This window comes from Campylobacter majalis, assembly GCF_905120465.1.
GTDB classification, from domain to species: domain Bacteria; phylum Campylobacterota; class Campylobacteria; order Campylobacterales; family Campylobacteraceae; genus Campylobacter_A; species Campylobacter_A majalis.
The window spans coordinates 14,127-34,765 of sequence record NZ_CAJHOF010000014.1 but is presented as its reverse complement, the minus strand read 5'-3'; the positions used below and the strand labels follow the sequence as shown (position 1 = coordinate 34,765).

The following is a 20,639-nucleotide window of genomic DNA, read 5'->3' as shown; positions in this document are numbered from 1 at the left end:
AGCTTTTTGGCCAGAAATTTCTGTGCCATTTGGACTGCTGTTTATTCTAGCTCGGTTTGTTTAAAGTATAAAATTTTTACTAAATTTGCACCATTTTTGGTATAAAATTGCCCAGCACTCAGTGGCAAATCCTGCGGCAAAAACTCTGAATAATATCAAAATCATTGCATGCAAAGGCACCAAGCAGGTCAAAAAATGCATATGCGTGATCTGTGCTACTTGCAGTCATGGCGTTTTCTAGTAAATTTTGGCGTGATGTCTGAAAAATGGCATTGTTTAAAAGCGCAAAGTCTTGCTTTTCAAAGGCGATCAAGAACGCAAAATATTTAATTTCTCTTAGCAATGAAATATAAAGCTTGGTTTTTAAGACGGGATTTGTCTCATCTTTTAGATATTTTTTAAAAATTTCATCGTTCTCTTTCTCAAACTCAGCATAATCGCTAGGCGGGTAAAAATACTCCCATTGTTTGAAATTTTCCTCACGCATTTCATCGTAGAGTTTTATAAATTTTGCTACATTTTTTGATCTCATTTTTATCCTTATAACACTGCCTTTGCTTTTATAAATTTGCTTATTGTATGGCTTTTATCAAGCTTTGTCAAATTTATATTTAACGCAAAAAAGGACAACGCGACGCTAAGCAACGCCATTTTTATACCTTGCGATGCTCTCTTTTAGTTCTTTTATATTTTCATTTTTTTCACGTATCGCAAGTCTAGCCACAAATAGATAAATCTTTTGAAGTGCTTTATTTTTCTCTTTTACCTTGCAATTTTTTGGTGCAAGACGTAAGATACCCAAAAGCTTTAGTGTGTTTGAGTTTTTATCACTTTTTACGTTGCTTAGACCTTTTGATAGCCTTTTTCCATAACCTAACTCACAAAAACCAACGATAAGCTCCATCGTCTCATCATGCTCTTTTTTTATCTCTTTGATACCACATTTTAGGGCTTTGTTATATACTTTGGATGTAAATTTATCATCACTAAGCATAGTTTTTACATAATCAGCCAACTCAAGCAAATCTACCTTGCTGCACGCTAACTCGTATGATTTTTTTAGGTAGCTTTCTATGCTGTTGTTTTCGATTTTTGCGTTATACTCAGCTACCGCAAGTGCGGTATAGTCCTCAAAATCACTCGCCACCTCTTTCATCTTTTCTATGGCTATTTTGGCTGTTTGTTTGTCTAAATTTTTATCCCAAATGTATTGCGTAAAAATATCAAGTGCTTTCATCTTTTATCCTTTAAAATTTTATCGTTGCGATTTGTTCGTTTATGACTTTATCTGTTAGCTTGCCGTTTGTGTCAAATGAGTAGTTTTCTTTGCATAAGTGCAGTTTGTAGCCTGTAACTTCGCCAAATAGCTCAAGTCTTGGACGAGCTTGATACTGGGCTTTTACAATCTCGCCTATAAGCCTTAACTGCTCTTTTTTACTCTTAAAATAGAGCTTTTCGTAGCCACTTAGGCTTATGTATCTTTGCTCGCTCATCATAGCGATGGCAAAAAGTGGGGTTGATCCTTTGGTGAAGTTTGTGTCTATGTAAAGATATGCGTCGCTGAAAATTTGGCGTTTAGCGTTGTAAATTTGTGCTAACGCTATCTCAACATCAAGCTCTAGTCCAAAAATTTCTGCTAGTTTTTCAACAAGTGTAAGTGAGCTATAAACACCGTCATAATGCCCACGCCACAAGAACTCTGCTAGATTTTGGCTTGTTAAGAGTTTGCTTTTGGCTTTTTCAAAGTTGGCTATATTTACATAGTTAAGCTCTTTAAAAAGCAACGGTCTTTTTGCTTCACGCAAAAGTGTTTGAATGAGTGTGAATTTTTGCATTGATTATCCTTTTGTGTTTTGTGCCGATACATTTTTTGCACTTGGTGAAATCATAGCATAATTTTTAGACAGGTTATGTCTTGTTTTAACAAAAATTGGCTTTTTAAAATTTAAATAATGGGGTGAAAGTATAAAATAGGGCTTTGTTTAGTCTAAAATTTTAATAATCTCTCGCAGGTCTTTTGTGTCGATACAATGCGTGGCAGCGGCTTTTAAAACTGGTTTAGCACAAAATGCAACCTTGACGCTAGAATGTTTAAACATCGAGATATCGTTCGCCCCATCTCCAACGCACATCGTCTCATCTTTGCTGATATTTAAAATTTTTTGCATGCGCAAAAGCATCTCGCCCTTTGAGCTTGAAAACATCATCTCTCCACCTACAAGCCCAGTTAAAACGCCATCTTTTTGGTGCAAGATATTTGCAAAGCTCTCATCGTAGCCTAAAATTTCACGCATATTGTCGGTTGCTAAGTGAAAACCGCCGCTAAAAACAATGACCTTTATCTCGCGTGATTTTAGCTCTGCTATAAGCTCTTTTGCACCGTTCATCAGAGGTAAGTTTTTACAAATTTCAGTAGCTTTTTGAAGCGATAGACCTTTTAAAAGGGCGACTCGGCGAGTTAAGCTCTCAAAAAAGTCAAGCTCACCAGCCATAGCCTTTTGTGTGATATGTTTAACCTCATCTCCGACACCAAAAGAAACGGCGAGTTCATCTATAGTCTCACCATCCATTAGTGTAGAATCAAAATCAAAAACACAAAGCTTTATCTTGGAGTTTGGGCGAGACTTTATCTCTTGTTTGCTATCTTGCTTCATAGTTATAAAGTCGCCCAAATTTTAAAATCTCGATTAAAAATCACGTTTTAAAAGTGCTTCTACTTTTAAAATTGTAAGGATATTTTGATCGCGTTTGCCGATACCATAAATCATACCTTTATCTTTTACTAAAGTCTCAGGTGGCGGATCGATCCTATTTCTATTTATACGAATAGCCTCTGTTAAACGGTCAATCACAAAACCAGCGATATTTTCTTCGTCTTTCATGACGATATAGCGAGTGCTTGCACTTTGCTTTGTAGCATTTAGTGAAAAACGCTTTCTTAAATCTATTAATGGTATTACGTTACCACGTAGGTTAAATACGCCAAGCACGTAATCAGGCACACTAGGCACACGCGTGAATTCTATCGGCTTGATTATCTCTTGGATATTTAAAATAGGTATCGCATACTCCTCTTCACCAACTACAAATCCGACAAGCTGGATTATATCTTCGCTACTTTTTATCGGCTCTTGTATCTGTTTTTTTTGTTTTTGCAAAACTTCATTTAGTTTATCATTGCTCATATTTGCTCCTATTTGCCTATGGTAGCTTTATATTTTTGCGTACAACGTTTTCTAGGTATTCTGATGAGTATGGTTTTGTGATATACTCAGTCATGCCTACTTCAACACCACGCAATCTATCTGTTTTTGACGTTCTAGATGTAACAGCTATGAGTGGTAAATTTCTGTATTTTGAATACTTGCGAATCTCACCAGCTAGTGTGTAGCCGTCCATTCTTGGCATTTCGATGTCGATTAATATCGCGTCAAAACTATGTTCGCCAGATTTAATTACATTTAGTGCTTCAACGCCGTTTGTCGCTTCAACGACCGTTACGCCAGTTGGCTCTAGTGATTTTTGCATGATTGTTCTATCCATTTTTGAATCATCAACAATCAATACCTTATAATCACTTGGCTTTTCTTTGACATTTTTAGATTCAGCATCCATCTCGGCTCTGATATTTACTTTAATCTCTTTTGCCATCTCCATCATGGCTGCTACATCGATGATTAATGTAACGCGTCCATCGCCACGTATAGTAGCACCAGCTATTCCTGGGATATTTTGCAAGTAATCGCCCATCGATTTTATAACGATCTCTTCTTGACCGACAAGCGTATCAACTATGATGCCTAGTTTGGCTTCTGCAACACCGATGATAACGACATAGGTTTGATCTCCGCCATCAAAGACTTTATTGACACCAAATACGTCTGATAGGCGAACAAGCGAAAGAACTTCATCACGAAGTCTAAGAACATTTTTGCCGTCAATTGTATAAATATCATCGATTGGCACACGAACCGTTTCAAGAACGCTTGCAAGCGGTATAGCGTAAAATTCTTCTTGTGTTCCAACAAGCAATGACTGAATAATCGCAAGTGTTAGTGGGATTTTCAGCTTCATTACTGTGCCTTTTCCTACTTCGCTTTCTATATCGATTATGCCGTTTAGTTTTTCGATATTTGTCTTAACAACATCCATGCCAACACCACGACCGCTTACATTTGTAACTTTTGCAGCAGTTGAGAAACCTGGTTTAAATATCAATGTGAATGCTTCTTTGTCGCTCATAGCGTCAGCTTCACGCTCAGTTATGATGCCTTTTTCGATTGATTTCATTTTAAGCATTGTTGCATCAAGACCCTTGCCATCATCTACAATTTCAATAACGATGTGATTACCTTCATTGTAGGCTTTAAGCTCGACTGTGCCCTTTTCAGGTTTGCCAGCCAATCTTCTTGTTTCTGGATCTTCGATACCGTGATCGCATGAATTTCTGATTATATGCACCAATGGATCACCTATCTCTTCAACGATAGATTTATCAAGTTCTGTCTCTTCGCCTGAAATTTCAAGATCTATTTGTTTGCCAAGCTCACGGCTAAGGTCACGTATCATACGTGGGAATTTATTAAACACTTTTGCAACTGGAAGCATTCTTGTTTTCATAACAGCAAGCTGAATGTCAGTTGTAACAAGGCTTAGACTAGAAACAACTTGGTTTAGTTCTTCTAAGAATTTCTCGCCTTCATATCTTTCTTCAACGTCATCATAAATTTTAAGCAAACGGTTTTTGCCAAGCACAAGCTCACCAATAAGGTTCATTAAGTGATCAAGTCTTTTTACTTCGACGCGTATAGTTTGCTCTTGTGCGACTGCACTACCACTTTGAGCAGGGACTTTTTTGTCGCCATCATCATCCTTTTTAGCAACTGGTTTTGGACTAGGACTAGCAGCTGGCTTTGGTGCGGATGCAGATGGTGATGTACCTTTGCTTGCTCTACGTGCTTGATCTTCTGCTTTTCTAACTTTAAGCAATCTTTCGATTTCGGCTTCAACTTCATCGTCGCTTAGGTTTGACAAGGCTTCGTCGCTGATTTCTGGCTCTGGCTCTGTTGGTGTTTGTGTTGGCTCTGGTTCTGGTGTTGCAACTTGCTCAGCAGGCGTAGATGCTGCTGGTATTTCGTCGCCTTCTGAAATGGCTATGAGTCTAGCGCATATATCAGATATCTCTATGCCAACATCTGTGTCATTTCCATGATCACGGATGCCATGCAAAAGTCCTTTCATCATATCAACCGATTCAAGAACGACATCCATAATATCAGGAGTGATTTTTAGTTCATCTTTTCTGGCTTTATTTAAAACATCTTCCATATGATGCGTTAATTTTGTAAGCACATCAAAATTTAAGAAGCTTGAGCTTCCCTTGACTGTGTGCGCAACACGGAAAATTCTATTTAGTAGCTCTAAATCTTCTGGATTTGCCTCAAGTTCAACAAGGTCATGGTCAATTTGCTCTATAAGTTCAAAGGCCTCAACTAAGAAGTCTTGCGTTATTTCTTTCATATCATCCATGTTTCACCTCATTTTGCTGGTTTTGAGTGTGCTTCAATGACTTTAAGCACCTCTTGATAAAATACACTAGCGTCAAATTTAGTAAGATATGCAGCACCTCCTGCATCCTTGCTCTGCGATTCGCTAAATTCATTGCTTAGTGATGAGTTAAATATAATTGGGATAGACTTAAATCTATCGTCATTTTTGATTATAGAAGCGAAATGGTATCCGTCCATTTGTGGCATTTCAATATCGCTTAATATTACTCTTAATTCTTTTGTGATATTATCGCCTAGACGCTCATATAGTTCGTTCATTTTTTCTATACCCTCAACACCATTTTTGGCTTCAGTTATAGTTAAACCCATCTTTTCTAGAGCATCTTTTACAAGTTTCCTGGCTGTTGCACTATCATCAAGAACTAATGCTAGTCCTTTTAATTTTTTATTTTCATCGATATCAACTTCAATTTTAGGCGAGTAAATTCCAAGCTCTTCAACTATGCTTTCAAGATCTAAAATCAGTAAAACTTCATCATTTTCGATGCGAGTTACACCTGTGATTTTGCCTTTGTCAAGCGTTCCAGTTCCACTACCAGAAGCAAAATTTGCCGGTTCTATATCTTTCCAATTTATTCGTCGGATTCGTTTTGCTTCATGGACTATAAATCCAATTAAAATTCCGCTAAATTCAGCTATAATAACACGTGGCTTTATACTGATTTCAGTTGTTGGTTCAACTATATTCATCCATCTAGCAAGATTTATCACCGGTATTACGACACCGCGTAAATCAAATATACCTTCGATATACTCTGGCACACCGGGCAATTCTGTGAGATTTGGCATTTTGATGATTTCACGCACTTTAGCCACATTTACGCCGTATATTCCTTCATATACTTTGCTATCGCTTTTTTTAAAGATACGAAAATCAACTAATTCCATCTCGTTTGAACCCGTCTTTAATATGTCGTCTCCAAACATCAATGTCCTTTCTGATTTATTTTTACAAATTTTATTTCATTTTCGTAGCATTCTACTATAAAATAACTTTGCTCAAACGCAAAACAAGGAAGATTAACATAGAGTTTTTCTTTTATGTTTAAAATTTTGCCTTGATGATAGTGTCCTTCTATAACAATGTCGGCATCATAATGCTTGAGTTTTGGTGCAATATAGTCTTTAAAATTTTTAATTTTATAGTCTAGTTTTTTATATTTAAGGCGATTTAAAATCCATTTTGAAATTTTAAAATTAATCATTTTATCGATAAAATTCATAAGTTTTAAGAACCAAATCAATCGTAAAAATAATAAGGCGTATTTACTAACGAATGGCAAAAAAATATCGCCATGTGCAATTTGTAATGTTTTGTTGGCGATATTAAAGCTTACTGGCTGCTTTGATATCTCATAAACTTTTGCGTTTGGGAAAATTTTGCCTACTCTAAAGTCGTGATTGCCTTCTATAAAATAAACTTGTATTTTTTGGCTTATTTCATTTATTAACTCTATGTATTGGGCATAAAAATTTTGACAATACTCGCCATATCCAACTAAAAAATCAAAAATATCACCCATTAAAAATAGCTGCGGTGTTGCGATTTTGCCACTATTTATATCATTTAGTAGAGTTAAAAACTCCGCTCTGTTTTCATTAACATGTGCGTCTGAAACAAATATCGCTTTATCTTTAATCGTATCTGTTAGCAAAACTGCGTTATCCTTGGTAGGCTTAGTGTTTCGTCATATCCGCACATTAAGTTTGCATTTGCTACGGCTTGACTACTAGCACCTCTGAGTAGATTATCGATGGCTGAGTTTATGAAAATTTTGCCTTCATGTGCTTTTGCAAAAATATCACAAAAATGCGAACCAGCAACGTTTTTTACGCTAACGGCTTTATCTCTAACTCTTATAAATTTTTCATTTTTGTAATATTGGCTTAAAATTTCAAGCGGATCTATTTTTTTATTGATTTTTGCATAAACACTAACTAGCATACCACGTGTAATTGGCACTAAATGCGGGACAAAAAGCACTGATATGGCATCGTTTTTTACATTTTGCAGGTGGAATTTTATCTCATCAGCGTGGCGGTGCGATATTGGACTATAGGCATTTACATTCTCATTTACACTCACAAAATGGCTACTTGCGCTTAGTTTTTTACCAGCACCGCTTACGCCACTTTTTGCATCTATCATTACGCCAAATTTTGTATCAATATACTCCAAAAATGGCAAAATTGCTAAAATTGAAGCTGTTGGATAACAGCCTGGATTTGCCACCAATGATGCTGTTTTGATGCGTTGTCGGTTTAGTTCTGGTAGTCCATAAATGGCGTGAGATAGGTTTGTGGTATCAAGATGTGGGCAGTAGTTTTTTTCGTAAAGTTCTTTGCTTAAACGATAATCAGCCGATAAATCAACAACCTTAACGCCATTTTGTATTAAAATTTTTGCATATCCCATTGCTTCTTGATGAGGTAGTGCCAAAAATACTAAATCGCATTTTTTCGCAGCTTCATTTGCATCGGCTTTGCTAACATCTATATCTAGCACGTCTTTTAATGATTCAAATATATCTGAAAGGCTTGCTTGATTAGATGCGGCGACATATGTAAGCTTAAAATAAGGATGAGATAAAATCAGCCTAATAAGCTCAAATCCAGTATAGCCACTAACGCCAATTATGCCTACATTCATTTTAATTTCCAAAATTTATTGGCTTATAACAAACTTCTGAAATTTCGACATCCTTAACACCATTTGGTAGTGTTAGGCGTATTTCATCGCCTTCGGTTTTGCCAATTAGTTGCTTTGCAAGTGGTGAGCTTATAGAAATTAATCCACGCTCTAAATCGCTCTCGCTTACGCCGACTATTGTGTATGTGCTTTCAAGCTCTGTATCTACGTCTAAGATGGTCACGGTCGAGCCAAATCTCACTCTATCATGATTATAAGCAGATGGATCTATTACCTCGGCATTGGCCAGTAGTGCTGATAGCTCGGCTATTCTTGCATCGATAAATGCTTGTTTTTCTTTGGCTGCGTGGTACTCGGCATTTTCTTTTAAGTCCCCATAACTTCTTGCTACGTCTATTTCTATTACGATAGCTGGACGTTGGTTTTGCTTTAAATCTTTTAGTTCTGCTTCGATTTTTTCAAAGCCATATATTGTCATTGGTTCACTCATTAATCATCCTTTGTTGTGGTTAAATTTACTCATTTGTCTTGCTATTAATTAGGCTATTTTTATGTGCTTTGTTGTGCTTTTTGGCTTCACAACTTACAATCACTAAATATAAGCCTAAAACACGACTTTAAATTTCTTAAATAACAATCTCAGCATTTAGTCGTTTAAGAAATTTAAAGCAATTTGTTATTTTTTAAAATTTCAGCCACATTTTTACTGCTGCCACTGCCTAAATATTCTCTTAAATTTATGCAACTTTTTAAAAATTTTTCCTTATCACAATTATAATAATCATCAAGCAATGCTTTTGGCGTAACTTGCTCTTGAATAAGCTCAGTATGCAAGGCGTCTTGCCCTGTAAAATCAAATATTATATTTGCCAAACCTGCATGTTTTACACTCACTAATTGTCTGGCTATACATATATCAATTGCTTTTGCTTTAAAACACAGCACAAACGCAGTGCCAATGAGTGCAGCCTCAAGTGTGGCGGTGCCTGAGCATATGAAGGCAAACTCGCTTTCATAGAGTGCTTTTGGCGTATCATGAACTATCACAAAATCGCTTACATCGCCGTAAATTTCATCTATATTGTTTGTTAAAAATGGCGGCACAACTAAAAGCTTTTGTTTATCTTTTATTTGCTTGGCTACATCGCGATAAATTGGCATTAAACTTGAAATTTCAGCCTTTCTAGAGCCTGGCAAAAAGGCTATTTTCCCACTCTCTTTAAAGCTTGTTTTTTGAAATTTTAACTCGTCTAAGAGAGGGTTGCCTACGTATATTGAACTAGGATAAATATCCTTTTCAAAAGGAAAAATAGAAGCAAGATTGTCGCAAAATTTCTGTACTTTTTTTGCTCTGCTTGGTCTCCATGCCCATGCTTTTGGTAGTATGTAGTAGGTGATTGGCGTTTTTATGTTTGCGTTTTTTATTGCTTTGGCAAGAGGTAGGTTAAATGCTGGACTATCTATAAGAAGCACAGCATCGGCTTTTTTAGCAAGTTGCGTCATATGAGTGATGGCCTTTTTGGCTTTGAGATATAATCTAGCTACCCCTATAAAGCCCATCGCTGAAAATTCTGAGCTTTTCATAAACGGTGTGCCAAAACGCTCATCAAAAATTCCCATTATTTCGTCATTTTTGCTTAGGTGTTTTAAAATTTCAGCTAGATGTAAATTAGCTGACGGCTCAAGCGAAGAGATTAAAATTTTTCCCATTTTTATCCAAGTTTTTGGCTAAATTATAGCCTAGTAAGCTTAAAATTAGTTCGATGTGCTTAAGGTTTATTCGATTAAATACGCTTAAGCTAAAATTTAGATTGATACTTTACAATTAAACTTATAAATGTTAAAGGAAAATGCATAAAATTAAACAAATTTCTACTCATGGTTGCCCTATTTTTTGGCTTAAATTTAGTTGCAAATGATAGCTTTACGCACATTAGAAACGCCACGGCAAAGATAAATTACGCTGGAGTTACATTTTTGCTAGATCCATATCTTGCACCAAAGGATGCTTACGAGGGCTTTGTGGGGACGGTAAATAGCCACTTGCGTAATCCAAGACTGCACTTGCCATTTAGCACAGATGAGATACTAAAAGGCGTTGATGCAGTTGTTGTTACGCACACGCATGATGATCACTGGGATAAGGCGGCACAAGAGCTTATACCAAAGGATATGCCGATATTTGTTCAGCACAGCGAGGATAAAAAACTACTCAAAACTCAGGGCTTTAAAAATATTACAATCATCTTTGAAAGCGTAAATTTTAAGGGTGTAGAACTTCATAAGACGGGCGGAGCACACGGTAGCACGCAGATGTATGCGAATGCTGGGCTTGGTGAGCTTTTAGGTGATGCAATGGGTGTGGTGTTTAAGGCAGATACTCACAAGAGCCTTTATGTGGTGGGTGATACGATCTGGACGGCTGATGTAAATAAGGCATTTATCAAGCACAAGCCTGAAATCATCGTGCTAAACACCGGCTACGCTCAGGTGCTTGGCTTTGAAAATGAGAGCATTATCATGGGCAAAAATGATGTGAAAATGGCAAGTGAACTGATGCCAAACTCGCTAATCATCTCCGTTCATATGGACGCTGTAAATCACGCAATGCTAAGTCGTGATGAGCTTAGAGAATTTATCAAAACCGAGAGTATAAAAAACGCTATCGTGCCAAATGATGGAGATAAAATCGAGTTTTAAGCGTGTAATTTTGTGCTTGTAAATTTAGGCTTACTCAAAAGGTAAGCCTAAAATAATAGAAATTTTGTGAGATTGAACCTGCTATAACATGCTTTTTGTGGATTAAATTTTAATAGCTTACTTGTTTAAAATGTTTCAAAAATTAAATTTTATTTTGTGAAAAATCATGGCTTTTGTAATTTTGTGCCATTTATGTAGGTTTCTAAATTTATCAAATTTCTAGCCCAAAATCGGGCTAGTTTTTAATAAATTTCTAAATTTTACTGACAACCCTCGCATTCGATACTTCTGTCGGCTACGTTATTTACCTTTTCGCTGTCTGGGCTTTCGCTTCTTAGATAGTAGGTTGATTTTAGTCCGAGCTGCCACGCAAGGGTGTAAATTTCGCTTAGATAGCCACCACTTGCCTTATCAAGACTCATAAATATATTTAAGCTCTGACCTTGATCTATCCACTTTTGGCGGATCGCACCAGCTTTGATTAGCACACGCTGATCTAGCTCGTAGGCTGGGGTGTAATACTGCCATGTGTCAGGGCTTAGGTTTGGCACGACGTTTGGTATCATACCGCTTAGGTTATGTTCAAACCACTTGCGTTTATACACAGGCTCGATGGTCTGAGTTGTGCCAACTAGGATAGAGATCGAGCTAGTCGGTGCGATAGCCATAAGATATCCGTTTCTCATGCCATCAGCCTTTACTTTGGTGCGGAGTTTTTCCCAGTCACAACTGTTTTCATCAAAAAGCCCACCGCGATTTACCAGAGCTTTTGCATTTTCATTTGCACTATCTATCGGAAAAATTCCCTTACTCCATTTTGAGCCTTCAAATGTTGGATATTTGCCCTTTTCAACGGCTAAATTTGAGCTTGCATAGATCGCTTGATAGCTGATGTTTTCCATTATGCTATCGATGAGTGCTAGGTGATCGTAGCTGCCCCATTTGACTTGTTTTGTGGCTAACATCTCAGCCTCGCCCATGACGCCTAGTCCTATCGCACGAGTGTCAAGGTTGGTGTGTTTAACTTTAATATGCGGATAGAAATTTAAATCAATTACATTATCTAGCATACGCACGGCCACAGGCACGGTACGTGCGATGTCTTGCGGTGTATTTATCTTGCTTAAATTTATACTTGCTAGGTTGCAAACGGCGGTTTTGCCTTCAATCGGTTCTTTTTCAACTATGAAAATTTGTTTGCCGCCAACACTATCAAGAGCGGATAGTTTTTTAGCCTTTTTGGTGATGCCAACATCGGTGGTTACGTCGTCTTCTTCGTTATACAAAGCTACGCTCATGTCGCTAAATGTAAGTTTGATTTTGTAGTAATTTGGATCGGTATTTTGAAAAATTTCAGTGCATAGATTTGAACTTCTGATAATGCCTGTATGGTCGTTTGGATTGGCACGGTTGGCATTATCTTTAAATGTTAAAAACGGCATGCCTGTCTCAAAGTAGCTTGTAAGAATTTTCTTCCAAAGTTCTTTTGCGCTTAATGTATTTTTTTGTATATTTTCATCGTTTTCATACTCAACATAGCGTTTTTCAAACTCTTCACCGTATAGATCGCACAAATCAGCCGTTTGAGCTGGGTCAAACAAGCTCCAAAGCCCATTTTCTTGCACTCTTTTCATAAACAGATCATTTATCCAAAGTGCTGGGAAAAGCTCGTGTGCACGGCGACGCTCTTCGCCTGAGTTTTTGCGTAGATCGATAAAGTCACCCACATCCATATGCCACGGCTCGATATACACGGCTATCGCACCCTTTCTAGTGCCTAGCTGATCGACGGCAACGGCTATGTCGTTGGTTACTTTTAAAAATGGTATGATGCCACCAGCTGCGTTTTTGTGTCCGTCGATGCTACCGCCCATCGCACGAACCTTGCTCCAATCCCAGCCAATGCCTCCGCCAAATTTTGACAGCAACGCCATCTCTTTGTAGCTATCAAAAATTCCTTCTATGTTATCAGGTGTTGATCCTATGTAGCATGAGCTTAGCTGGTGGCGCGGAGTTCTTGCGTTTGAAAGTGTTGGCGTGGCAAGCATGACTTCAAATTTGCTAATAAGATCGTAAAATTTCTTCGCCCAGCCCTGAGAATCAAGCTCGTTTTGTGCTAAAAACATCGCAATCGCCATGAACATATGCTGAGGAAGCTCGATTGGTGCACCATTTTGATCCTTGATAAGATAGCGATCGTAAAGGGTTTTGATCCCGAGATAGGCAAACTGCAAATCTCGCTCAGGCTTGATGTGAGAGTTTAGGTCATCAAGGTCGTATTTGTCTTTTAGTCCTGGCACGATGCGACCTGCTTTTTCGCCCTTTTCTAGGTATTCGCGAAGGTGATTGTAGCCGCTAAATCCAGTCACTTTGTGATACAAATCATACAAAAATAGCCTTGCCGCAACAAACGTCCAGTTTGGGCGATCGATGTCGATCTTTTCGACTGCTGTTTTTATGAGAGTTTGCTGTATCTCTTCGGTCGTGATCATATCACGAAACTGGATTTTTGCATCGACTTCAAGCTCACTTAGGCTTACGTTTTCTAATCCCTCCACCGCTTCGCTTGTGTATTTTTTGATCTTACTAATGTCTAATAATTCAGTCCTGCCGTTACGTTTTACTACTTTCAATATATGCCCTTATTTAAATTTTTATATATTGTATCTTATGATATATTTTAAACAACTTATACGTATTTATTAATTTTACATCACAGAATTTTTCCTTGCCGTTTTTGTAAGTGAATACAAACACAAAATCATTACGAGAATGTATAAAATATATGTGGATTTGTATGTTTGTGAGTTGATTTTGTCTAGTTTTATAGCATTGTAAATTTTAAGATAAATGTCTTGATTTTCTACGATTGTTTTTGTTTTAATAAAATCATCTTTATTGCCTGTAAAATTATCTATTGATTTTGGAGCAAATAGCAAATCAAACATATTCTCTAAAGTTTCTTTATTGGCTATGATAATTTCTCTTTGATTTATTATGCTACCTTCATCAAATTTTGTCTCGCTTTTTAAGTCGCAATCTCTAAAGGATAGCCTTGTTAAATTTGATAAAATTTCATAGTTTGCTTTATTGATTTCTTCTAATAAAAGTTGATTTTGCATATTTTCTTTGTTAAAAATATTTAGCGTTGGGTTTATAAGCTCTGGATGAATAAGTAAAACAGAAACCAAAATAACATATGAAACAGTTTTTGTGATTATGATTGCAATTTTGCTTTTTTGCATAAACAAGTAAAATGCCAAAAAGGTAAATAAGCCATACATCAAAATGCCGAAAGTTACATATGATATATGTTGCAATGGTAAAGTGATCATTGTAAAAACAAGACTTAAAAATACAATTGCCCGAATACTTAATAAATGTATTTTTTTCTTATTAGATGCCACTAGGATGGCAAGGCAACCAATCAAGATAATACTTAGAATAGTATATATAGCTTCCATTCCTTGTTGTATGACAAAAGAGTTAAAATTATAAGTGCATAGCAAATTTAATCCATAAGTTGCTATCATTAAGATAGTAAAATTAAAAATTTTATTTAAATTTGTATGATGATTGCTGGTATTGCGGTATAAATATAAAACCATATAATCAAACCATAGCGTGAAATTATTTATTTTTAATTTATTAATGCTAATTAAAATTTTTCTTTTCCAAGCACATTTTTTTGTAGAAAACAGATAAAGTAATATAGTGAATATTGTAAATAATAAAAGATATAATATAAACTTTGCAGTATTCCTGAAAATATTAAACATTGATTTTATAGACCATATTAATATTAATATTAATACTAATATTATAAACTTTATAAATTTAAAAAATCTAATTATATTTATATCTTGCTTATCTGTTCTTTGTATATACATATCTTGTTTATTTTGTTGTTTGGCGGTGTATTTTTTGATGCCTAGACTGCATTCTAATTCCATCTCTTTGCAATATAACTCGGCTTTGTGGTGATTACTTGCATCTATTAAATTTCCGCTGCTATTTAGCGTATGCTTAAGCAGGGCAAATGAACTTCGAAAATCTGAATATACTTTTGTATAAATCTCTTGCTCTGGTTTATTTGTATGTTTATCGTCATTAAGTCTATTTTTTGCTTCTTCGTCACAATCTCGTTTAATATCATCAAAAGTTTTTGAATTAAAAGCCATGTTGATTAAAATCGCTTTTTTATCAAAAGATACACTGCTAAAATTCGGTGTTTGGCAAAACGTAACCCCATAAAAAGAGGCTGTATTTTTAAATTCACACTCATGAAAATCAGCAAATTTATTAAATATGGAGTTATTAAAATAGACATTGTTTTTAAAAATACTATTTTTTAAATTTACAATATCATAAAAATGGCTATCTTTAAAATTTGCATTTTCAAAGATACAATCATTAGCAATAAATTTACCATTAACATCGCAATTTTCAAAGATAAAATTTTCAAATTTAGAGCCGCTTATTTTTATGCTTGAATTAAAAATGCAATCTTTAAATATGATATTTTTAAAATTTGTTGAATTCAAAACTATATTTTCATTCATAGAGTAAAATTCGCAATCTAAAAATGTTAAATTCTCTTTTATTTCAGTATCTGATTTACGAGATTCAAATATTTCAATTTTGCAGTTTTTAAATGCTATATTCTTAAAATCATTTATTAGTACATAGCCTAAGTTTTTACATTCATGAAATTCTATAATATCTTGTTGTAAAATATCTTGCAATTGCTCATTCTTTACCATGTTAATTTGATCAACATCTTGCACGATATGCACTCGTTTTGTATAATCAACTCCTATCTCATTTCTAAATTTAACTTTGTTGTCGCCAAAAATTTCTTGTAATTTTTTATGATTTTGAACAAAATTATCTGATTTATTTAAATTTAATTCCATTAATTTTCACTTTTTAATATAAAAGATACTACTAATACCAAAAATACAAAGCCGATGATGTGATTTAGTCGCAGACTCTCGTAGCAAAAAACTACAAATGTAAAGATGGTAAAAATGCTTAACGATGTGATCTTTTGCATGACTTTTAACTACCAAAGATCGAAGCTCCCACCGTTTGCGGTGTAGCCTACGCAATTGACTGGAACTTGAAAGCAATACTAAAAACGCCACACACCAGCTGATGGCGATGACACTAAAAAGCGTGAAGTGGCTAGTGCTAAATTTCAGGTGTCCACACCACGCTAAGGTCATAAAGATGTTTGAACCTACGAGTAGGGCGATGGTGTAGGTGGCGTTTAGCAAGTGATGTCCTTAGAATTTTGTCTTTTGTGGCGAAAAATTTAGCAAAATTTGCCTTATGAAATAATTTTTAGCTCAATTTTTAATTATCTTAAAGTAATATTAAGCACAATGAGCTACGCTCTTAACATTACAAGTAGCATAAACAAAGGTCGTCAAATATTTGGCAAAAGACAAATGCTACTCACCTGGGACAATAGTTATAGCTTCTAAATTTTGGGTCCAAAGCTCAAATAGTCAAAAATTAAAGTTTCTGAAATGAATTAGCTACCCTTTTTTCAGTATTAATGGTAGTTTGAAAATATTTTTGAAATATAATATTATGTAAACTATCAATATCTTGTTTGGTTACAATTTTAATTTTATTATCATCAAAAATTTCAACATATTCATCAGCATATTGCTTATAAATTTTAAAATTTTCATTTAAGATTTGTAGATTATCAATAATTTGTGCGATTTTTTGAAGCGAGGTCTTTGGTAGTTTTTCTAAATTCAAAATTGGATCAATATCTATTATTTTATTTGCTCTAAATATCTGCAAATCTTCTTTACTTGCCTCTCTATAATAGTGTGATAAATTTTTAAAAACCGCTGTTAAGTCACTAAATTTAAAAAAGTAAATTTTATCATTCATAAAAGCAATATCAGTTCTATTCTGTAATACAAGCACAGTATCTTTTGTATGCAGTGTTGCGGTATCTGAAAAAATCCAAAATGGCTTGTCTATCAGATTGGTTTTAAAAATTCTTTGAAAAAAGATTTTATTTTGTTTGATAACAAAAACATATTCTAAATCCAAAAGATACTTTTTGCTAATATCATTAGCACTTGTTGTGTTTAATAGGTTGCTTACAGAAAGACTTTCATCTTTATTTAGCTTAATAAAAAATATCTCATCTTCTTCTAGTTTATAACTTCCTTTTTCTTGCATAAAGTCAATCTTTTTTAGATTGTCTATTTTGTTATAGTTCCAAATATTTTTTATATTAGCAGTTGCAACCTTATAAAATTTCTTTTTACCTGAACCAAATATTGAAATTTCACCCATTTTAATCCTTTTGTAAAAATGTAAAATCATTTAGTTTTATTAAATTATTCAATTGCCTATCACTTGTTTTTATTTTCTGTTTTGACATTAAAAATAATCTATAATTAGAATACTCTTTTTTTGGATCATCTGGGATATTTCCACCTTTGATGCTAACTTCATAAAAGTTAAAACCAAAAAGAACAAATGGATTAAAAAAACTAAATTTGCATCTTTGAATTAAAATAAAAACCCCAGTAAAAATTATCATAAACAACTCCACGTCCGTATTATCTATGCTTAAAGCTATAACAAAATATGCAACATATATAGGCACAAATTTTGGCTCTGCAATCTCAATAAAATCACACATGGTGCTTTCTTTTCCATGATCTTTTAAGCGTAGTATTAAAAATAAATTTGAATAAATAAAAGAGAAAATAAAAAGACCAAGGGCATAGCAAGGCAAATGATTTTTCAGCAAAAAAACGATAATAATCGGAGAAACTGCTGAAAAAATATAAATTTGAGTACCAAATTTTATAATAAAATGTTTCATTTTTTATTCTTTAGTTATTACTCCCCCAAACACCCTTTCAAAAATTCTATCCACGTTTTTCGTGTAGTAAGCATAGTCAAAGCACTCTTTTATCTCGTCTGCCGAGAGTGATTTTGATAGATCTTCATCGGCTAGTAAATTTTGCAAGAACAAGCTCTCGCCATTTGCATTAAGTGCTGGTTTCCCACTTTGCAAGTCCGCCCAGACTTTCATCGCGTTTCTTTGCACGATCTTATATGCGTCTTCCCTTGATATACCACGCATCGGAAGCTGTAAAAGCACACGCTGAGAGAACACGAGACCACCAGTTAGATTTAAATTTTTCATCATATTTTCTGGATAAACGACTAGGTTTTTAACTAAATTTGTAAGGCGTGCGAGCATAAAATCCGCCGTCACAAAGGCATCTGGCAGGATAAATCTTTCAACCGAGCTGTGGCTGATGTCTCGCTCATGCCACAGAGCGACATTTTCCATCGCTGGAGTGGCGTATGAGCGTAGCATTCTGCAAAGTCCTGTGATATTTTCGCTAAGCACTGGATTTCGTTTGTGTGGCATCGCTGAGCTGCCTTTTTGTCCTGGGCTAAAATACTCTTCGCACTCATAAACTTCAGTGCGTTGATAGTGGCGAATGGCAACCGCGATCTTTTCACAGCTTGACGCAAGTATCGCTATAGCGTTCATCACCTGTGCGTAGCGGTCGCGTTGTATGACTTGATTTGACGCTGGAGCTACGCCAAGCCCTAGCTCCGCACAAGCAAGCTCTTCAAGCTCGAGCGGTGCATGAGCGAAATTTCCCATCGCTCCGCTTATCATGCCTACACTTATGACTTTTTTTGCGTGTGAGATGAGTTCTTTTGCACGTTTGATCTCATCGTGCCATATCGCCACAACTAGACCAAATGTTATCGGTTCGCCGTGAATTCCGTGGCTGCGACCGACCATAAGCGTGTTTTTATGCTCCATCGCACGAAGTTTTAGTGCGTCAAGCAGCTCGTCTATGTCAGCTTCGATTATCTCGATACTATCGCGAATTTGAAGTGCTACAGCGGTGTCGATACAATCGCTTGAAGTCATACCGTAATGTACAAATCTACTCTCCTCGCCAAGGCTTTCGCTCACACTTGTTAAAAATGCGATTACATCATGCTTTGTTGTCTTTTCGATCTCATCGATTCTGGCGACATCAAATTTAGCATTTTTGCAAATTTTCTCGCAGTCTTCATCGCTGATAAAGCCTAGTTTATTCCATGCTTTTACAGCTGCCTTTTCGACCTTTAACCATGCGTCGTATTTTGCCTGTATGCTCCAATTTTTTGCCATTATCTCACGAGAGTAGCGCTCTACCATAATATGCCCTTTATTTGAAATTTTGTATAATTTTGAAGCCTTGATTATATAAAAATGGCTCTGAAAAGCTGGTTAAAATCTACAAATAAAAGGAAAAATTTGCCCTATATAAATAAAAAAATAGCCATCGCGAACGGCAAAAAAGCGTATGAAATTTTGCTAGATTTGGGATATGATATGCGCTCGGCACAACGCCTCATAGATAGAGCTAGACTTGCGTGTAATGGCGAGGTTGTGCGTGAGAAAAATGCTATCTTGCATGGCGATGTAACACTGATAGAATACGAGTGCAAGCCACGCTGGTTAAAGCCTATTTTTGAAACGGCGGAATTTGCGGTGTTTGACAAGCCAAGTGGAGTGCTAAGTCATCCAAACGGCAGACACTGCGAATATTCGCTAAATGATGAAATTTACTCGCTTTTTGGGCGTGAGGCTGCCGTGGCTCATCGGCTGGATAAAGAAACTAGCGGACTTATCGTCGTGGCAAAAAATAAGGCTTCGCAAATTAAGCTAAAAGGGCTGTTTGAGAGTAGGGCGGTGAGTAAGAGCTATCTAGCGATGGTGCGAGGCAAGGTGTGTGCGAGTGAGCTTGTAAGGCAAGGTTTGGCAATGGAATTTAAGGCTTTAAGTGATGATGAGAAAATTTACACCAATGAGCTTGAGTGTGTTAAAAATGGCGATGAATTAGCTTTAAAGCAGGGCGAAAAATCAGCAGAAAAATTTGATGAAAATTCGGAGCGAGAATTTCTAAAAAGTAGTTTTAGCTCATTACTCTGCGATAGGATAAATTTTGATAATGAAGTTTTTATCGTAAATGCAAGTATGGGACTTGCGAAAAACTACGATGATGTAAAAACTAGAATGCGGATTTGCAGTGTGACTCAGGGCGGAAAGAGTGCCGTGACGGTCTTTGAAATGCTGTGTTATGATGAAAGGGCAGACGCTAGTTTGCTTCGGTGCTATCCGCTAACTGGACGGCAACATCAGATAAGGTTGCATTTGTTTCACGTGCAACATTGCATTTTAGGTGAACCACTTTACGGGCTTGAGCGAGATGATGTGGTGAGAATTTTAGACGGCGAGATGAGCGAAGATGAGCGGATAAAACTCACTGGTGCAAGTCGGCTTTTGCTTCATGCGGATGAAATTTCGTTTGAGTTTAAAGGCGAAAAATTTCTGATAAAAAGTGCGGTTGATGTGAGAATGGACTTTTATAAAAATTTAAAGTAGTTTTTATTTTAGCCTAAAATTTTTATTTTCTTCTGCTATTATTTCTAGTTCTGCTAGATTTTTACGATTTTGATTTAAAAGCTCGTCAAATTTAAATCCTAACATCACAATACGATAAAGTTCCGGTTTATTTTTTCGCCAATTATAGATAGTTTTTGTATCAATTTTCAAAATTCCAGCCATATCTCGTTGTGATAAATTTACCATTTTACTTACCTTGTTTTTGTATGATTTTAGACTAAGAATTTATAACTCTCAACAAAGTAAATATTTC

Annotated in this window: 20 protein-coding genes; 2 read left to right on the top strand and 18 right to left on the bottom strand. The window is 35.7% G+C overall.

The features are described 5' to 3' along the window. Positions 1-118: 118 nt before the first annotated feature. From LQU93_RS07335 to lpxB, 11 genes are all read right to left on the bottom strand, one after another. Positions 119-532 carry a hypothetical protein gene (locus LQU93_RS07335; RefSeq protein WP_229933236.1) on the bottom strand — a complete coding sequence of 138 codons (414 nt, stop codon included), beginning with the start codon at positions 530-532 and terminating at the stop codon, positions 119-121. A gap of 105 nt (positions 533-637) precedes the next feature. After that, positions 638-1,237: a hypothetical protein gene (locus LQU93_RS07330; protein WP_229933235.1), complete on the bottom strand. Its 600-nt coding sequence runs from the start codon at positions 1,235-1,237 to the stop codon at positions 638-640. A 10-nt stretch (positions 1,238-1,247) separates the two neighbouring features. Beyond that, entirely contained in the window at positions 1,248-1,835 is a 588-nt protein-coding gene (locus LQU93_RS07325) for a hypothetical protein (RefSeq protein ID WP_229933234.1), read from the bottom strand. 147 nt (positions 1,836-1,982) lie between these two features. Continuing rightward, entirely contained in the window at positions 1,983-2,654 is a 672-nt protein-coding gene (gene serB / locus LQU93_RS07320) for a phosphoserine phosphatase SerB (protein WP_229933233.1), read from the bottom strand. Between the two features lie 33 nt (positions 2,655-2,687). Beyond that, complete coding sequence (locus tag LQU93_RS07315; RefSeq protein WP_229933232.1) at positions 2,688-3,185, bottom strand: chemotaxis protein CheW; 498 nt, start codon at positions 3,183-3,185, stop codon at positions 2,688-2,690. A gap of 16 nt (positions 3,186-3,201) precedes the next feature. Then, complete coding sequence (locus LQU93_RS07310) at positions 3,202-5,529, bottom strand: hybrid sensor histidine kinase/response regulator (RefSeq protein WP_229933231.1); 2,328 nt, start codon at positions 5,527-5,529, stop codon at positions 3,202-3,204. Between the two features lie 8 nt (positions 5,530-5,537). Beyond that, complete coding sequence (locus LQU93_RS07305) at positions 5,538-6,497, bottom strand: chemotaxis protein (RefSeq protein WP_229933230.1); 960 nt, start codon at positions 6,495-6,497, stop codon at positions 5,538-5,540. Beyond that, positions 6,497-7,225, bottom strand: a complete 729-nt coding sequence (locus LQU93_RS07300) for a UDP-2,3-diacylglucosamine diphosphatase (protein WP_229933229.1) — start codon at positions 7,223-7,225, stop codon at positions 6,497-6,499. The genes LQU93_RS07305 and LQU93_RS07300 overlap by 1 nt, the downstream gene beginning before the upstream one ends. After that, positions 7,219-8,220, bottom strand: coding sequence for an N-acetyl-gamma-glutamyl-phosphate reductase (argC, locus tag LQU93_RS07295; protein ID WP_229933228.1), 1,002 nt, complete (start codon positions 8,218-8,220; stop codon positions 7,219-7,221). The genes LQU93_RS07300 and argC overlap by 7 nt, the downstream gene beginning before the upstream one ends. A gap of 1 nt (position 8,221) precedes the next feature. Continuing rightward, positions 8,222-8,710: a transcription elongation factor GreA gene (gene greA, locus LQU93_RS07290; RefSeq protein ID WP_229933227.1), complete on the bottom strand. Its 489-nt coding sequence runs from the start codon at positions 8,708-8,710 to the stop codon at positions 8,222-8,224. A 173-nt stretch (positions 8,711-8,883) separates the two neighbouring features. Further along, positions 8,884-9,930, bottom strand: a complete 1,047-nt coding sequence (gene lpxB / locus LQU93_RS07285; protein ID WP_229933226.1) for a lipid-A-disaccharide synthase — start codon at positions 9,928-9,930, stop codon at positions 8,884-8,886. 168 nt (positions 9,931-10,098) lie between these two features. Here lpxB and LQU93_RS07280 point away from each other — a divergent pair, with 168 nt between their 5' ends. Beyond that, the gene (locus LQU93_RS07280) at positions 10,099-10,920 is read left to right on the top strand and encodes an MBL fold metallo-hydrolase (protein WP_229933225.1); all 822 of its coding nucleotides are present in this window, start codon (positions 10,099-10,101) and stop codon (positions 10,918-10,920) included. A 260-nt stretch (positions 10,921-11,180) separates the two neighbouring features. Here LQU93_RS07280 and LQU93_RS07275 read toward each other — a convergent pair whose 3' ends face one another. The 6 genes from LQU93_RS07275 to purB all read right to left on the bottom strand — a co-directional run bounded on the left by LQU93_RS07275 (position 11,181) and on the right by purB (position 19,135). Further along, positions 11,181-13,553: a ribonucleoside-diphosphate reductase subunit alpha gene (locus tag LQU93_RS07275; RefSeq protein ID WP_229933224.1), complete on the bottom strand. Its 2,373-nt coding sequence runs from the start codon at positions 13,551-13,553 to the stop codon at positions 11,181-11,183. A 75-nt stretch (positions 13,554-13,628) separates the two neighbouring features. Then, positions 13,629-15,836, bottom strand: coding sequence for a pentapeptide repeat-containing protein (locus LQU93_RS07270; RefSeq protein ID WP_229933223.1), 2,208 nt, complete (start codon positions 15,834-15,836; stop codon positions 13,629-13,631). Next, complete coding sequence (locus LQU93_RS09980; protein WP_268250059.1) at positions 15,836-15,976, bottom strand: hypothetical protein; 141 nt, start codon at positions 15,974-15,976, stop codon at positions 15,836-15,838. Before LQU93_RS09980 ends, LQU93_RS07270 begins: the two co-directional genes overlap by 1 nt. 464 nt (positions 15,977-16,440) lie before the next feature. Then, complete coding sequence (locus LQU93_RS07265; RefSeq protein WP_229933222.1) at positions 16,441-17,247, bottom strand: hypothetical protein; 807 nt, start codon at positions 17,245-17,247, stop codon at positions 16,441-16,443. Position 17,248: 1 nt separating this feature from the next. Then, positions 17,249-17,785: a hypothetical protein gene (locus LQU93_RS07260; protein WP_229933221.1), complete on the bottom strand. Its 537-nt coding sequence runs from the start codon at positions 17,783-17,785 to the stop codon at positions 17,249-17,251. 3 nt (positions 17,786-17,788) lie between these two features. Continuing rightward, positions 17,789-19,135 carry an adenylosuccinate lyase gene (gene purB, locus LQU93_RS07255; protein ID WP_229933220.1) on the bottom strand — a complete coding sequence of 449 codons (1,347 nt, stop codon included), beginning with the start codon at positions 19,133-19,135 and terminating at the stop codon, positions 17,789-17,791. Between the two features lie 99 nt (positions 19,136-19,234). On the opposite strand from purB, the gene LQU93_RS07250 reads away from it, so the two are divergent. Beyond that, entirely contained in the window at positions 19,235-20,365 is a 1,131-nt protein-coding gene (locus LQU93_RS07250; RefSeq protein ID WP_229933219.1) for an RluA family pseudouridine synthase, read from the top strand. A 3-nt stretch (positions 20,366-20,368) separates the two neighbouring features. On the opposite strand, the gene LQU93_RS07245 is transcribed toward LQU93_RS07250, so the two are convergent. Then, positions 20,369-20,572 (bottom strand): transcriptional regulator, encoded by a 204-nt coding sequence (locus tag LQU93_RS07245; protein ID WP_229933218.1) that lies wholly within the window; start codon positions 20,570-20,572, stop codon positions 20,369-20,371. Positions 20,573-20,639 lie beyond the last annotated feature (67 nt).